The organism is Nocardioides agariphilus, assembly GCF_015352445.1.
GTDB lineage: Bacteria > Actinomycetota > Actinomycetes > Propionibacteriales > Nocardioidaceae > Nocardioides > Nocardioides agariphilus.
On sequence record NZ_JADKPO010000003.1, the window covers coordinates 49,722 to 64,824 of the forward strand.

The 15,103-nt window shown below is 71.1% G+C and carries 11 protein-coding genes; 2 read left to right on the forward strand and 9 right to left on the reverse strand.

What is annotated here, in order from left to right; translation table 11 throughout:
* The first annotated feature begins 115 nt into the window (after window positions 1–115).
* The gene (locus ISU10_RS03215) at window positions 116–1,855 is read left to right on the forward strand and encodes a hypothetical protein (RefSeq protein WP_194694930.1); all 1,740 of its coding nucleotides are present in this window, start codon (window positions 116–118) and stop codon (window positions 1,853–1,855) included.
* 14 nt (window positions 1,856–1,869) lie between these two features.
* On the opposite strand, the gene ISU10_RS03220 is transcribed toward ISU10_RS03215, so the two are convergent.
* From ISU10_RS03220 to ISU10_RS03260, 9 genes are all read right to left on the reverse strand, one after another.
* The gene (locus tag ISU10_RS03220; protein ID WP_194694931.1) at window positions 1,870–2,985 is read right to left on the reverse strand and encodes a BTAD domain-containing putative transcriptional regulator; all 1,116 of its coding nucleotides are present in this window, start codon (window positions 2,983–2,985) and stop codon (window positions 1,870–1,872) included.
* Window positions 2,982–5,408, reverse strand: coding sequence for an FHA domain-containing protein (locus tag ISU10_RS03225; protein ID WP_194694932.1), 2,427 nt, complete (start codon window positions 5,406–5,408; stop codon window positions 2,982–2,984). Before ISU10_RS03225 ends, ISU10_RS03220 begins: the two co-directional genes overlap by 4 nt.
* Window positions 5,409–5,438: 30 nt before the next feature.
* Window positions 5,439–9,446: an FtsK/SpoIIIE domain-containing protein gene (locus tag ISU10_RS23745; protein ID WP_194694933.1), complete on the reverse strand. Its 4,008-nt coding sequence runs from the start codon at window positions 9,444–9,446 to the stop codon at window positions 5,439–5,441.
* 233 nt (window positions 9,447–9,679) lie between these two features.
* Complete coding sequence (locus ISU10_RS03235) at window positions 9,680–10,399, reverse strand: vWA domain-containing protein (RefSeq protein WP_370864664.1); 720 nt, start codon at window positions 10,397–10,399, stop codon at window positions 9,680–9,682.
* Window positions 10,400–10,472: 73 nt separating this feature from the next.
* Window positions 10,473–11,192 carry a hypothetical protein gene (locus tag ISU10_RS03240; RefSeq protein ID WP_194694934.1) on the reverse strand — a complete coding sequence of 240 codons (720 nt, stop codon included), beginning with the start codon at window positions 11,190–11,192 and terminating at the stop codon, window positions 10,473–10,475.
* Window positions 11,193–11,209: 17 nt separating this feature from the next.
* Window positions 11,210–11,506, reverse strand: a complete 297-nt coding sequence (locus ISU10_RS03245; protein WP_194694935.1) for a hypothetical protein — start codon at window positions 11,504–11,506, stop codon at window positions 11,210–11,212.
* A 2-nt stretch (window positions 11,507–11,508) separates the two neighbouring features.
* On the reverse strand, window positions 11,509–11,772 hold the full coding sequence (locus ISU10_RS03250; RefSeq protein ID WP_194694936.1) for a WXG100 family type VII secretion target: 264 nt from the start codon (window positions 11,770–11,772) through the stop codon (window positions 11,509–11,511).
* Window positions 11,773–11,891: 119 nt separating this feature from the next.
* On the reverse strand, window positions 11,892–13,064 hold the full coding sequence (locus tag ISU10_RS03255; protein WP_194694937.1) for a PP2C family serine/threonine-protein phosphatase: 1,173 nt from the start codon (window positions 13,062–13,064) through the stop codon (window positions 11,892–11,894).
* On the reverse strand, window positions 13,061–13,738 hold the full coding sequence (locus tag ISU10_RS03260) for a vWA domain-containing protein (RefSeq protein ID WP_194694938.1): 678 nt from the start codon (window positions 13,736–13,738) through the stop codon (window positions 13,061–13,063). The genes ISU10_RS03255 and ISU10_RS03260 overlap by 4 nt, the downstream gene beginning before the upstream one ends.
* Window positions 13,739–13,824: 86 nt before the next feature.
* Here ISU10_RS03260 and ISU10_RS03265 point away from each other — a divergent pair, with 86 nt between their 5' ends.
* Window positions 13,825–15,102, forward strand: a complete 1,278-nt coding sequence (locus tag ISU10_RS03265) for a protein kinase domain-containing protein (protein ID WP_194694939.1) — start codon at window positions 13,825–13,827, stop codon at window positions 15,100–15,102.
* Window position 15,103 lies beyond the last annotated feature (1 nt).

Genomic DNA, 15,103 nt, shown 5'->3' on the forward strand with positions numbered 1-15,103 from the left:
GTGCTGTCATGTGTCCCTACGGGTGACCTCAGTGAGACCTCAGTGACGTGTAGATTCTGGGATCCTCGGAGGCCGCGGACCGGCCTCCACGAGACTGTTCCCTTCAGGAGACGCGATGGGCGAGACGACCGAGCAGGCCGTGGTCGCTGCGTTGGAGGTCGCCCTGCGCGACCACGGCTGGCTGGCCGCCTCCGACCCGGCCCGGCTACGAGCCACTCTCAGCGACCTGCTCGGGGCCCACGCGGACGAGCACCGTGGCGCACTGGACGCGATCGTGGTGAGCGCCCAGGAGGGCGTGCCCGCAGAGCTGAGGTCCGCGGGTCGCAGCGGCGCCGCCCTGCTCCGCGCCGATCTGGTCGCCCGGCTCGTGGACTGGGGAATGTCCACCGATCGGGCCGCCTGGGTTGTCGACGCCTGGCAGTCGCTGGTGCCCGAGTCGACCCTCGACGTGCCGGCCACCGCTCCGCCCGAGCCCTCGCCCCCGATGCCGGCGGGCGCCGCTGCGACGCCCGGTGTCACCTCTCTCCCGCCCGCGGCCAGCGCTCCCGAGCCCACCGAACTCCCACCCGCCGCCGACGCCCCGTCTGCCGACCCGTCTGTCGAGCCGTCTGTCGAGCCGTCTGTCGAGCCGTCTGTCGAGCCGTCTGTCGAGCAACCCGTCGAGCCGGTGGTCACCGAGCTCCCACGGATACCGCCGACCTCGCTGCCACCACAGGTGCTGGCCACCTCCCTGCCTCCCGGCACTGGCGCAGAGCCGGTCGAGGTCCGCGAACCGCAAGAGCAGACCCCGCGCGAGGAGCGCCCTCACGACGGCGAACCGACCAGGCGCGGTCGCCTGCCGTGGATCGCGGCCGCCGTGGCGCTGGTCGTGCTGGCAGGGACGGGCGTGGCCGTCGCACTCAGCGGTGGCGACGACGACCCCACCACCACGCCTGGACCCACGGACTCCTCGACGCCGACCGACTCGCCGTCACCGACCCTCCAGACCCTCGCCACCGGACAGGTGGTCGCGGCACCGGGAGCGGACGTGCCCGCGGCGCCGGCTCGCGTTGCCATGGGTGGACGGGTCGCGGGCGTGAGCGTGACGGCGCTGGGCGAGGTCGACCAGATCGGCACCGGCGACGCCGCCCGGGTCGCCGAGGACGGTGCCCACCTCGTGGGCTTCACCCTCTCCAAGGGACCTTGTGACGCCACGAAGTGTGGCGACTGGAAGAGCCTCGCACTCCGCGTCAGCATCGACGGCAAGGCCCGCGCCCTCCCGAAGGGTGGCCCGACCTTCGTGGTCGCGGCTGATCAGGACGCCCAGGTGGAGCTGGTGTTCAGCGAGGCCGGCTTCGACCAGCGGGTCTCGCTGCTGACCGGTGATCCGACCGGCGAGAACATCGAGGTCCTCCTGCGCACGAACCGCCAGGCTCGAGGAAGTGACCCGAAGCTGATGGACGTCACCATCTCGGGCACCGACCTGATCGTCAGCCGCGACCGTCTGGTGAGGTTCGCGGGCGCCAAGCTCTACTTCTTCGAGAAGGACGTCCCCGGGCAGCACCCCCAGCGGCCCGACCGTGCCTACCTGCGCCCCGACCTCACCTACACGCAGCCCGGCTCCACCTTCTGCACACCCTCGGCCCCGTGCGCCTTCGTCGAGGGGGACGTGAAGTTCGTGGCCAAGGGCACGTCATACGCCTGCGACGACATCTTCCCCTCTGACCCCCTGACCTCGACGCTGGTGTGCGTTGTCCCCGCGAACGTGAAGACCGGCACTCTGGTCATCGAAGGTGCCAGCCAGCTGAGCTCCGGCGGGATCGCCTACACCGCGAACCTCGAACGCACGACGTTCCCCGTGAGCTTCAAACGCTGACCGGCCTGCGCTGGTCAGCCTCGAGCCACGAAGCGGATCACCGAGTGGCCGACCTCGATGCGGTCACCGTCGTGGAGGCCGGTCAGGTCGGTGACCGGCGTGCCGTTGACCATCGTCCCGTTGGTGGACCCCAGGTCCTCCACCACGAACCCCGCGCCGGCCGGGGAGACCTGGGCATGCCTGCGCGAGGCCTGGTCGTCGGGCAGCACCAGGTCGCAGTCCTCGTGGCGCCCGATGACGACTGCGTCGCCGCCGAGCGCGACGCGCTGACCGCTCGGGCCCACGAGCGTCGGCGGCGTCGTCACCAGCTCCGATCGGGCCAGGATCGTCTGTGTCATCTTGCGAGCCGGCATGGACCGCAGAGCCGGCATGGGCGCCAGCTTGGGATCGTGGTTGAGGATCGCGGTCTGCAAGGAGACCAACCGGGAGGACGGGTCGACGCCGAGCTCTCGCGACAGAGCCGCCCGGGCTGCCTGGAAGGCGGAGAGGGCCGCATCCTGACGTCCGGTGCGGTACAGCGCGATCATCAGCTGCTCCCACAGCCGCTCTCGCGTGGGGTGCTCGGTGACCAGGTCCTGGAGGGGTCGCAGCAACGCGTCCGCGCGACCGCACGCCAGCTCGGCGTCGGCCCACATCTCGAGGCTGGTGAGTCGCTGGTTGCTCAGAGCGACCGCGCGTACGTCGGCGAACTCGAAGTCGCGCAGGTCGGCGAGGGCCTCGCCGCGCCACTGGTTGAGTGCTTCGGTGAGCGACTGCGCGGCGGCGTCGGCGTCGCCGGCAGACCGTGACCGCTCGGCCGCCGACGTCAGCTCGAGGAAGCGGGCGACGTCGGTCTCCGCGTCGAGGGCGTAGCCCGGGTCACGCGTGATGAGTCGGTCGGCGGCACCGTGCTCCGCAAGCGACTTGCGGAGCACGCCCACGTGGTACTGCAGCGTGTTGCGTGCCGTGTTGGGCAGGTCCTCACCCCAGACCCCGTCCAGCAGGTCATCGACGCTGACGAGTCGTCCGCCGGCCAGCGCCAGCATGGCGAGGATGGCGCGCAACTTCGGTCCCCCGGTCGAGGCCGGGGTGCCCGCGACGAGCAGCTGGGTCGGCCCCAACAGCTCGACGCGGACCCGTGAGTCGCTCACCCGAGCGTGACGTCCCAGATCGGCTTCATGTCGCCGCCGATCGCGATGACCAGCTCGACTGAGTCAGGCAGCTCGGTCAGATGCGTCGTGATCGCGAGGCAGCCCTTCTTCGGCAGCGCCGTCTTCCAGGTGGTGGCGGTCGCGTCGAGCACCTCGCCGGTGTCCGGGTCCTTGAAGAGCGCCACGACGTCCGTGTGGTCCCCACCTGAGAAGTTCTCGTAGTCGACGCCGAAGGCGTAGTACTTCGACGTGGCGGAGTCCTCGTTGCAGCCGCCCGTGATGCTGCCGGGATCGGCCGGCTCGACCAGCACGTTGCCGTGCAGCCCCAGGATCTTCGCGTTGGCGGGTGCGGCCACCACGTAGTCGCTCTTGTAGGGCTTGCCGGCTCGCGCCGCCGCGATCAGGTCCTTGGCCAGGTTCACCGGTCTCATCGCCGACCCGACGGTGGTGTAGTCGGGGTTGTAGCCGTCGACGAGCGTGTCGAACCGGAGCAGGGAAGGTATGCCGACCAGCTCACCGTCGGCATTGGCGGCCAGACCACCGGAGTTGCCATGGGCGACCACGTCGGTCGAGTTGATCCAGCCCCGGTTGGTGCCGACGCGCTCGTCGGGGCTGTAGCCCGAGACGACGTTGCGGCTGTAGGTCGGACCGAGCGAGTCCTGCGAACCCGGGTATCCGATGACGCTGAGCTCGTCGGTGGCCTTCACCGTGTCGGAGTCCCCGATCGGCACCTGCACGAGATCGGCGAGGTCGTCGGCCTCCACGAAGCCACCGCGGGTCGTCTTGGTGATCTTGACGACCGCGAGGTCGAGGTAGCCGTCGACGGCGACGACCTCGCCCGTGAAGCGCGGCTCGGCCGGCTTGCCGATGCCGTCGGCGACCAAGATGTCGATCGAGGTCGGGTTCTTCAGCGCCGGGGTGAAGAACTCGTAGCCGCCGCTGATCGCCATGCCGACGGCAGCAGGTGCCACCACGTGGGCGTTGGTGAGGATCAGCCCCAGCTTCTTGTCGATGACGGTGCCCGAACCTGAGCCCACACTGGAGCTGAGCTGCACCGTGCCTTGAGCCAGCTGGTCCGGCGTCAGCTTGGCGGCGGCCGGGGTGCCGTTGTCGTCGTTGAGGGCGCGGACCAGGAAGGTCCCGGCCGCGACGAGGGCGAGCACAGCGACGATGGCGACCGCGGCGAGGACGGGCGTGCCCCACCGACCGCGGCTGCCCTTGGCGCGCGCTGCGACGGTCGAACCCCTGCCGCTGGCGGTGCCCCCCGGTGCCTCGGTGACCAGTCGGTCGCCCTTGTCGAGGTCGCCGAGCACGAACTCCTGGCGTCCCGACAGGGTGACCTCGCTGACGCGACGGCCGTCGAGCCAGGTGCCCGAGGTCGAACCGAGGTCGCGAAGGCGCCACCCGCCGGCCGCGCCCTCGATGATCAGATGGTGGCGCGACACCGTCGTGGCGCCGGCAACCAGGCCGTTGTCGCTCTCGCGGCCGATGGTCAGCGATCCATCCGCCGGAACCGTGCGGGTGACGGGCCCGAGCATGACCGTCAGCACCGGACCGCCCGAGCCGCCGAGCTCGGTGCGGGCCGCGGGGACGCTGCCCAAGACACCACCGGGACGTTGGGGCAGCTCGGTGGCCGCCGCCCTGCCGGAAGCGGCACCGCCCGCGGCCGATCCAGGGGGAAGCACCGTGTTGGCCTGGCCGAACGGTGAGAGTCGCACCTGGACGGACTCGGGGCCCTGCCCCAGCACGACGACGGTCTCGCCGCGCAGCGGGTGGGTGCGCACTCTGGCACCGTCGACGAAGGAGCCCTGCGTCGAGTCGAGGTCGACGTACTCCCAACCGGAAGGACCACGCTGGACCCGCCCGTGCTGGCGGGATACGGCGGTGCTCTCCAGGACGACCGTGCTGCTGGGGTCCCGACCGAAGGTGAACACCGAGCCTGCCGCCACGATGTGCTCCTGGCCTGCCACGCGGACCGTGAGGTCGTTCGGTCCGGCAAGGCCGGGGCCGGGCGGCTGCGGTGCCGCGGGCGCGGCGGCCGGGCGCGCAGGCGCTGGAGCCGTGCCGCTTCCCATCTCGGCGGTGGCGGCGACCGAGGAGATGCCCAAGGCTTCGGCGATGGCGCCGACGGCCCATCGGGAGTCGGCTGCTTGCACCGAACTGGTCCGCTCCAGCTCGGCGGCCGTGTCGGCGACCGCGGTGCCGGCGCGGCTCGGGTCGCGGGCAGCGTCGCGGAGCTTGGCCGGGATCCCGGAGCTCAGTGCGAGACCGACGAGGTTCGCCTCGGCCGTCGCACCGGCGACGGCATCGGCGAGCATGGCGCGCACCCTGCGTGAGTCGTCGAGCAACTCGGGTCCGTGCCTGTGCACCAAGTCGACGAGCTGACGACGCACAGCCGCAGCGTTCTGGCTCTCATCATTCATGATTCCCCCTGTTGATCGTTGTGCATCGTGTCAGTTCCCCTCCGGCTGTGCGACCTGAACGAGCTCAGATGTTCCGTGTCGCACCAGGTAGCCGCGCCCGGCCCCCGTCACCGGCTCGACCGACGGTCGCAGCCGGACGCCGAGCAGGTCGCCGTCCATCTCGATCTCGGGCGCCAGCAAGACACCCTGCTTGGCTCGACGCAGCTCCGGCACGAGCCCGCCGTACGCACGCAGCGCCCAACGCGTGTCTGTCGCGGCCACGATCCGAACGGACGCGTCGCGCGCCCGGCGCGCGAGCCCTTCCAGCGCAGCAGAAGCCGCATCGCTGAGGCCTTCGGCGTCATCCACGAGTACGACGACCGTCCGGCCCTCCCGGAGCTCCTGGTCGATCTCGGCCAGCGCCGCGTCGAGGTCGGGCTGTCGACCGGGATCCACCTGGGCGGTCGACCACGCCACCGACGTGAGCGCTGGTGAAAGTCGTCCTGCGACGAGCACCAGGAAGGCCGCAGGGTCGGCTGCGGCGACCCCGGCAGCGACGGTGGCCAGTGTCGTGGACCGACCACTGCGAGGCGGACCTGCGATGAGGGCGTGGGAGTCGGTGAGGTCGAGGGCGACGGGTGCCACCGTTGCCTCTCCGATGCCGACCGGAACGTGCAGCGCACGCTCTGCTGCGGGCAGGTCGGCCAGCCAGACCTGGCCCGGCATCGACAGCACCGGGGGCACCCGGTGGGGCCACCGTGCCGTGGTCTCGGCGATCAGGGCCAGCAGGGCGTGCTGCTCCTCAGCTGGGTCGCTGCTCGCACGGACGGCGACCTGGACCTCGGTGTCGCCATGGATGAAGCCACGCCCGGGCTCCATCCGAGCGTCACGGCTCACCGCGGTGTCGACACCCAGCAGGCTGTAGTCGTCTCGCTCGGCCATCCGCAGCACCAGGCGAGTGGTCACCACGCTCGTCAGCGCCGTCGGCACGGCGGCCCGTCGGTCGGCGGTGATCACGAAGTGGATGCCGACAGTGGGACCGTCGACGACCAGTCGCTCGAGCCGTTCGAGCACGCGGCCGCCCTCGAGACGCTCCAGCGCGGCCGAGGCTCCGGCGTAGGAGTCGAGCAGCACCAGGATGCGGGGCAACCGATGCGTGCCGTCGGCCAGGGCGGCGAACCCGGTAACACCGGCAGCAGCGAGAGCCCGCTTGCGCTGCTCCAGCTCCGCGCCCAGACGACGCAGCACCCGGACGACGCGCCCGGGCTCGTCGCCACCGGTGACGACGGCCACCTGCGGCGCGTCGGCGAGGACGTGCAGCCCATGCCCGGCGAAGTCGAGCGCATGAATCTCGATCCGGTCCGGATCCAGTGTCGCGATCAGGCCGGCCGCGATGGTGCGCAGCACCGTGGTCTTGCCGCTGCGGCTCGTGCCGAACACCAGCATGCTCCGGTGCTGCTCGAGGTCGAAGGCCACGACGCGCTGCGCCTGTTGCGCGGGGAGGTCTGCCAGTGCCAGTGGCACCGCACCCTCTCGCAGGCGTCCGGTGCGCTCGATGAGCGAGCCGGTGGTCACCAGCCGTGGCATGGCCGGCAGCCACGGAACGTGCGGAGGCTCCCAGCGCCCGAGCTGCATGACCTTGCGGGCGCTGTCGACGACTGCCTCGAGCACGGTCGGCCCCGAGCCCGATGGCGTCAGGGGGCTGGCCTCGGTGGCCCAGAGGTCGCGCGCCTCCAGGGCGGAGCCGGTGCTCGAGCGCACCATGGCCCCGACGAAGGCGGACTGGAACTCGGCGAGGTCGCGGTGCACCTTGATGTAGGCACGCCCCGGTCTGGATCGAGCGATGTGCGCCGCCCTGCGGTCGTCGATCACGTCGGTCGAGTCAGCCTCGTCGTTGACGCGCAGCGCGATCCGCACACCGACGTTCGCACGGATGCGGTCGTTGACGACACCGGCCGGACGTTGCGTCGCCAGCACGAGCCGCAGGCCGAGTGAGCGGCCGCGAGCAGCGATGTCGACGACACCCTCCACGAACTCGGGGATCTCCTTGGCGAGTGCCGCGAACTCGTCGACCACGATCACCAGGTCGGCTGGGGCGTGCTCGGGGGAGACGCGGCGCAGCTCGGTGAGGTCCCGGGCCCCGTGGTGGGCCAAGAGCTCCTCGCGGCGCTTGATCTCGGCGTCGAGCGCGAGGATCACGCGTCGGGTCAGGTGCTCGTCCAGGTCGGTGACCACGCCGACGCAGTGCGGCAGATCCATCGCGTCCTTGAACGCGGCACCGCCCTTGTAGTCGACCAGCAGGAACCCGACCCGACTCGGCGGATACTCGGCGGCGAGCGAGGTCACCATCGTCTGGAGCAGCTCCGACTTGCCACTGCCGGTCGTGCCACCAACGAGCACGTGCGAGCCCGAGGGGCCGAGGTCGAGATCGACGACGCCGTCCGCGCCCATGCCGAGCCGTGCGGTCAGCTGGTGGAGCGGTGCGTTCTGCCACCGCTGGCGCATCGCCGCGGGCGAGACCAGGTCCGAGACCAGCTCCTCCAACCGCACGTGGTCAGGCACGCTGCGCATGCGGCGTACGTCGGAGGCATCGCGGACCGGCGCGAGCGCAGCCGACATGTCGAGTGCGGCCGTACGCCGGAAGTCGTCGGGGACGAACCGGTCGCGAGCTCCCCCACGGTGCGCCACCAGCTCCGCGCCGCCGCCGTCGGCGTCGAGGGCGACCAGGTGAGCCGACGCGGTGGGCACCGCGCGCAGGTCGGTGCCGAACCACACCACCGCGATGCCGACGTCGTGACACGCGGCCGCAGCCGCGAGTGCGGCGGGGTCGAGCCCCAGCCTGGCGTCGACGAACAGCACCAAGAAGGGCTCGCCGATGAGCCCTCCGCGTTGCTCCCGCATGGCGCGGCGCTGGGCACCCACCCGCGCAGCTGCCCGCAGCAGAGCGTCCGCGGCCCGCGCGTTGTCGGCGACCGGCGAGGTAGGCAACCAACCGTGCGCGACGTGAGGCAGCCAGCGGAACCAGTCGCAGGTGTCAGAGTCCGAGAAGGCCCCGGCGACCATCACGTGGGCCGGGCTGTGCAACGTCACGACCTGGGCGACCAGCCACGCCACTGACCTCTCGACCGGCTGGGCCGCGCCGAGGATCGCCAGGGGACCCTCGACGACGTCGACGACGGACGGCAGGCGCTCGGCGCGGGCCGCCGCCTCGAAGTCCGGCTCGTCGTCTCGGGTGACGATCCGCGCCGACTCGTCCTGCCGCAACGTCACCGGCGCCCTCCGGGACGCGACCCCGAGCCGGAGCCGGAGGAAGTCGGGGTCGCCGGGCTGACGTTCCCAGAGTCGATGCGAGAGCGTGCGGGCGATCTCGCTCACCTGGTCGGGCGCCGGGTAGTGCCGGTGCAGCCAGCCGGCCCAGGCATCGGTGGTCTCGCGGACGCGTGCGAGCGTCGCCGCCACCTCTTCGGCGTAGGTCCGTCCGTACTCACGCATCTCGTCGGCCCGGGCACGGCGCTCCTCGACGTAGTTCCAGAGCACCATCACCGGAGTGAAGAGTGAGAAGAGCGCGATCTCGATGCGACGCGTGACCACGACGAGCAGGAGCCCGATGCCGAGAGGAATCATCATCGCTCCCAGCGGGAAGCGTCGCGGCGGGCGGTGCTGGCGCTCTCGCGGCACCGCGATGGACAGCTCCGGCTCGCGCTCCACGGCCCGCGGCGGGCGGTTGACGGCGACGCGTGCCGAGTCGTCACCGGGCCGCCCCTCCGGCCAGCGGTGCAGCGGACCGGTCGCGCCGCCGGGCTGGAGTCCGACGACCAGGCTGAGCCGTTCGCCCCGGAGCAGTCCGATGTCGCAGAGCCGGGCCGTGCGCTCCACCCACCGACCGCTGATCAGCGATCGGGCCTGGACAGCGCCGGCGGCGTTGGTGAGCCCCAGCGCTTCGCCCAGCACGTCCAGTGCTTCACCGGCGGTGGTGTCGCTCGCCGCCGTCAGCACCAGCGGGCGCGGATCGGAGTCGACACGAGAGGCCTCGAGCTCGACCCGGAACGGCCCGCTCACGGCTCGCCGCCGGAGTCGTCGCGTCGGTGCATGACCCTCCATTGCGAACGCACGTCGAGCGTCAGGCCCGCGCGATGCTGCATGGTCCCCCCAGGGCTCTCGCCTCATGGTAGGGGCTGGGAGCTGTTGTCCGACGTGCATTCGTCACCTCCTCGTGGAGAGCCGTCGAGGAGACCCTGACCGGACCTGCTGAGGCGGCCCTGAGGTTGCCCGATGCGGCCTGAGGGACGGAGCTACCAGACGACGAGCTCTTCGCCGGCGCACGGCAGCGCAGGCTCTGGGATGCGAGGCTGCGGCACCTCACCGACCGGAAGGGAGGCCAGTCGCGAGGCCGCGGTCGAGACGAAGCGCACCAGGTAGACCAGCTGCTCGGGGTCGGCCGCGGTGAACGGCCGCAGCTCGGGATCGCCGATGAAGGCGGTGAGCACCTCGAGATCCGCGTCCGCTCCGATGGCGATGGCCAGGCGCACCGCTCGCCGTCCCCACGGCTGGGACATCAGTCGCGCCAGGCCCGCCTCGAAGTCGTCGGTGGGCCGACCGTCGGAGATGACGACCAGCACGGGCGGGAAGGCGCGCTCCTCCATCGGGGGCACGCGCAGGACCTCGCTGACCTGCTCGAGCGCAGTGCCGAGGTCGGTGAAGCCATGAGCGGTCACCGGTGCCCAGACCAAGCTGGCCACCGGAGTGGGCTCGGCGACGTGCCAGTGGGCGCCGTTCGCGAACACGATCGCGCGGACCAGGATGTCGGCGAACGGGTTCTGCGCGTCCAGCTCCTGCAAGGGGCCGAGCGCCTCGCGGATGGCGCGGTTCAGCGCCTCCATCTTGCCGTCGGCCGCCATCGAACCCGAGCCGTCGAGCAGGAAGATGAAATGCAGAGGCCTTCCGGCCAGGCGGGCGCCGGGCCGGAAGGCTTGTGCATCGCGTGGACCTGTGGCTGGCCCTGTTGCTGGCACGGTGTCGTCCTCGTCCGGTGGTTGCGGTCGGGGTCATTGTGCCTGCCGTACCGCGCCAACAGGAGGAGGCGCCTCAGTCCACGTCGTAGTCGTAGCTGCTGTTGTGGTTGTCGTCGTAGGTGTCGCGGTGGATGTCGCTCAACGTGCCGACGTCTCCCTGGTTGTCCTTGTAGAGATCGCGGCCGTAGTCGTCGCCGCCGATGTAGGACGTGCCCTCCGGCGCCAGCCAGACCTTGTTGGCCTCGTTGTTGGCGTCGCTCATCATGCTGCTCAGGGTCAGGCCGATGTTCCCGCTGTTCACGCTGCCGTTCTGCATCGCCATCAGCAGGTCCACCTGGCTCGCCGGTGCGGGCCCGTCGAGCCACACGGACGCGGCCCGGTTGTTGGCGTCGTTGACGATCGCTCCGGCCAGCAGGCCCCCGAAGCCCAAGCCGGCATTCGGGCCACCGATCACGCTGACCGTCATGGCCGTCGCCTGCGCCTGGTCGGCGGCGAGCTGGTTGGCCCTGGCCATGGCGTCTGTCGTGCTGACCAGCCACGCGTGGAAGGCCGCGATCACCTCGGCGCCGAGCGCGCCGGCCTCGTCCACGAGGCCCGGGACCGAGGAGTCCCACAGGTCGCACACGCAGTACGACGCCCCGGGTGTGCCGATGTCGTTGAAGTGGATGCCCATCGCGTCGGCACCGCGGAGGACGCCGTTGACGATCTGCTGGGCTCCGGCCCGGATGCCGGCTGGGTCCATCTCGATGAGCCCGCCACCATCGACGGTGCCGTCACCTGAGTCGAGCCACATGGTCGTGTCCTTGTCTGTCAGTCGTAGTAGATGGTGTCTGCGCGAGCGGCGGCGAGGCGTTCGGCCTCGACCCGGTCCGCCTCCCGAAGCAGTCGCCCGGCGAGGTCGACGATGCGGTCGCAGGTGCCTCGCAGTCGGTTGCTGGTCGCGCCCATGTCGGCGCGGAACTGGTCTCCGGCAGGCCCCACGTACACCATCGTGGTGGCAGCCGAGTCGACCTCGGCTGCCACGCCTTGGAAGACCTCGGCCCGGTGACGCAGCTGCGCTGCGGCGTACCGCAAGGACGCCGGGTCGTCGGTGACGTAGGTGCCCATGGTCAGCTCCCGGCAGCCTGCAGGGCCTCACGGCGACGGGAGACCTCGAGGGCGGCATCCTGGAGCGCGGTGCGGAGCTTGGACAGGTTGGGCTCGAACTCCGCGTCCCACATCTGGCGGAACCGGTCGGCCGCAGGGCCTTCCCAGCTGGTGCCCGCGAGCTGGCCGCGGATGGTGCGGGTGAGCTCCTCGACGGAGCCGGACTCGCGGTCGAAGACGCCACGCAGGGTCACGAGCTGCTCGAGCTCGCCGCCGATTCGTGCCATGTTTCTGTCCTCCTGGTGTGGGACCGGTTCTGGTCCTTGGTTGATGAAGCACACCGTGCCCGAAGGTGCTGAGGCCGCACTGAGGTGGCCGAGGAGGACGGAAGGCCCGCGCGTTGCGACTACTGGACACCAGGGGGAACGCGTCCGCCGGGCTGGTGCCGGGGGTTCCTCCTGGGACCGTCGGAGGGGCTCGTCGTCTCGCTGACAGACGGACTCACGGTCGATGGCGGGTCGGGCGTGGTGGGCGTGTCATCGCCACCGGTGAGCAGCAGGACAGCACCCACCAGGCAGGCACCGGCTATCGCGCCCGCCACGACGGCCGTCACGACCAAGCGACGGCGTCCGTGAGCTGTGGGGAGGGCGAGGCGGTCATCGGGGGTGGGCTCGACGAGAGGAAGGGTGCTCGCGGGCGCGAGCTGCTGTTCCCGAGGCGGCGACGCGGGCACGTGGACGGGCAGCCGACGCGTCAGCACCGCAGCAGTGACGTCGTCGCCCCCCACCAGTGCGGACTCGGCGAGCCACTCGGGCAGCCGGGAGGAGAAGGCGTCGAAGCCGTGGACGTCGACGTACCACGCGACGTCTCCTACCAGCGTGTGCCACCAGTCCTGTGCCGCGAAGGAGTTGCCGTAGCCATCGCTGGCCAGGAGCACCAGGTCCGCATCGGCGCTGTCGGGCAGCTCGGCGAACCGGAAGTCGTGCGGTGCCGAGTCGAGGCACAGGCTGGTCGTCGCGTTGGCGATCAGCCGCGCGTCCCCTGGCACGGGGCGCACCGCGAAGCCGTGGCTGCGCACGAGTGCGTCGCCGTCGCCGATCTGGGCCAGACGCACACCGGAGTCGCTCACGAGCGCCACGAGCAAGGTGGCTCCGTAGGCGACCAGAGGGCTGCCGTAGAGAGGACCGCCGGCGACCGACTCCTCGTCCGGCGTGAACGGGTGCTCCGCAAGGTGAGCCAGGACCGCTGCTCGCCACCGGTCCACGATCATCGGCGCCGAGGCGCGCAGGAGCTGCTCGTCGTACGCCGCGGCGACACCGAGGCGCTCCACGAGGAGCTCGACGGCGACGTCGACGGCGAGCTGGGCACCGGCTTGGGATCGCACGTAGCGTGCGCCGCCGTGACCGTCGGAGACGGCCACCACCCACGTCGGCTCAGCACCCAAGGCGGTCAGGACAGATCGGACGGCATCCTGGTTGGGCCCGTGCTCCCCGTGCGAGGAACCTCGACGGGACGCGGACGTGGCCTGCCAGCTGCCGACGGCGGGCAGCTCGGGCAGCTCGGTCTGCGGCTCGGTCACCACACGACGTCCTCCGCCTGGTCGGTCCACGCGGTGGCGATCTGCACCGGCGGCGGACCCGGTGGCGAGATGGAGGACGCGGCGCGGGCGACGTGGACGGTCGCCCAGCGCAGCGCCATCATCAGCTGCTCGGGGTTGGAGGCGGTGACGGGCTCGATCGTCGGGTCGCCGATGAACCTGCTCAGGGTGTCGTAGGCCGCGTCCTGTCCGATGGCAACGGCCATCCGGACCGAGCTGGCGCCCCATGGCAGGGCCAGGAGCCGGTCGAGAGCCTCGGCGAAGTCGTCGGTGGGCATGCCGTCGGAGACCAGGACGACAGCCGGCGGCAGCGCGCGCTCCTCCATCGGCGGGACGGTCAGCACGGTCGCGAGAAGGTCGAGGGCAGCGCCGAGATCGGTGTAGCCGCCCGGCTGGAGATCCTGCCAGTCCAGGGCGTCGGGTGCGGTCGGGTGCTCGACGTGCCAGCGCGCACCTGTCGAGAATCCGATGGCCCGCACGAGCAGCTCGGCATGCGGGTTGTTGTCCGAGGTCTCCGCCAGCTGAGGGAGGACCTCGCGGATCGCGGTGTTCAGCGCGGTCATCTTCCCGCTCGCCGCCATCGATCCCGAGCAGTCCGCGAGCAGGACGAAGTGCAGCGGGCGGCGGGCGAGCTGGGCGCCCGGGCGCTCGGTCATGGTCGCCTCCGGTTTCGGGTGCGCGATGATCCCTGTGTACGTGATGATGCTGCAGCGATGCACAAGGAGGGGTGAGAGTGCTGCCGGTGGGGACGCAGCTGGTGCTGCCACGTCACGGTGGCTCGTGGCGGGTCGGCGTGCTGCTCGGCGAGGGCGGCCAGGGCGCCGTGCACCAGCTCGACTCCCTCGACGGCCGGCCGTCCCTGGCACTGAAGTGGTACCGGCCCGAGAGCGCCCATCCCGACCAGCGGGTGGCGCTGACCCGGCTGGCCCAGCTGCCCGCGCCGTCCGACAGCTTCCTGTGGCCCCTGGAGGTGCTCGACGGTCCCGAGGGAGGCTTCGGCTACGTGATGCCGCTGCGGCCCTCGTCCTACCTGCCGATCGCGGACCTCCTCACCGGGCGCGCCGACGCGTCGTTCTCCGCGGTCGCCCGGCTCTGCATGGGCCTGGCCGACTCGTTCCTGAGGCTGCACGCCCAGGGTCTGTGCTACCGCGACATCAGCCTGGGCAACGTGTTCTTCGACCCGACGACCGGCCTCCCGCTGATCTGCGACAACGACAACGTGGGCATTGACGGGCACGAGCCTGCTCGAGTGCTCGGCACCTCGCGGTTCATGGCCCCTGAGGTGGTCCGCGGCGAGGCGCAGCCGTCCACGGCGACCGACCTCTACTCCCTGGCCGTGCTGCTCTTCTACTTGCTGATGTTCCACCATCCCCTGCAGGGACGTCGCGAGCTCGCCTATGCCTGTTTCGACCGGGAGGCTGAGAAGGAGCTGTTCGGCACCCAGCCGCTGTTCGTCTTCGACCCGCTTGACCACTCGAACGCACCCGACCCCGCCATCCATGGCTCGGTGCTGGAGTACTGGGCGCTCTACCCGCCCTACATCCGCGACGACTTCGTCCGCGCGTTCACCGCAGGACTCGACAAGCCGGCTCAGCGGGTTCGCGAGGGCCTGTGGCGCTCGCACCTCTCCCGGCTTCTCGACGGCGTGATGGTCTGCAGCTGCGGCCGCGAGAACCTCACCGACGACGGCATTCCCATGGGGCCGTGCTGGGCGTGCAAGCGTGACCTGCGGCTGCCCGTCCGGCTCACCTTCGGTCCGCGCGTGCTCGTCCTCAACGCCGGCACCCGGGTGACCCGCCATCACCTGCGCCGCGACTATGCCTACGACGACGCCGTCGCCGAGGTCGTCTCGCACCCCTCCCGGCCCGACCTGTGGGGTCTGCGCAACCTGACCGAGCGCACCTGGAAGGCCACCGCCCCGGACGGCAGCGCGCAGGAGGTTCCCCCGGGCCGAAGCCTCGGACTCGTCGTCGGCACGAAGATCGACTTCGGACCTGCGATCGGCAAGCTTGCGGGCTGAG

Excerpts from the sequence above, each read along its gene's own strand:
- ISU10_RS03215 (WP_194694930.1), top strand. The coding sequence starts at position 116 with ATGGGCGAGACGACCGAGCAGGCCGTGGTCGCTGCGTTGGAGGTCGCC.
- ISU10_RS03225 (WP_194694932.1), bottom strand. The coding sequence starts at position 5,408 with ATGAATGATGAGAGCCAGAACGCTGCGGCTGTGCGTCGTCAGCTCGTC.
- ISU10_RS03240 (WP_194694934.1), bottom strand. The coding sequence starts at position 11,192 with ATGTGGCTCGACTCAGGTGACGGCACCGTCGATGGTGGCGGGCTCATC.
- ISU10_RS03245 (WP_194694935.1), bottom strand. The coding sequence starts at position 11,506 with ATGGGCACCTACGTCACCGACGACCCGGCGTCCTTGCGGTACGCCGCA.
- ISU10_RS03250 (WP_194694936.1), bottom strand. The coding sequence starts at position 11,772 with ATGGCACGAATCGGCGGCGAGCTCGAGCAGCTCGTGACCCTGCGTGGC.
- ISU10_RS03260 (WP_194694938.1), bottom strand. The coding sequence starts at position 13,738 with ATGACCGAGCGCCCGGGCGCCCAGCTCGCCCGCCGCCCGCTGCACTTC.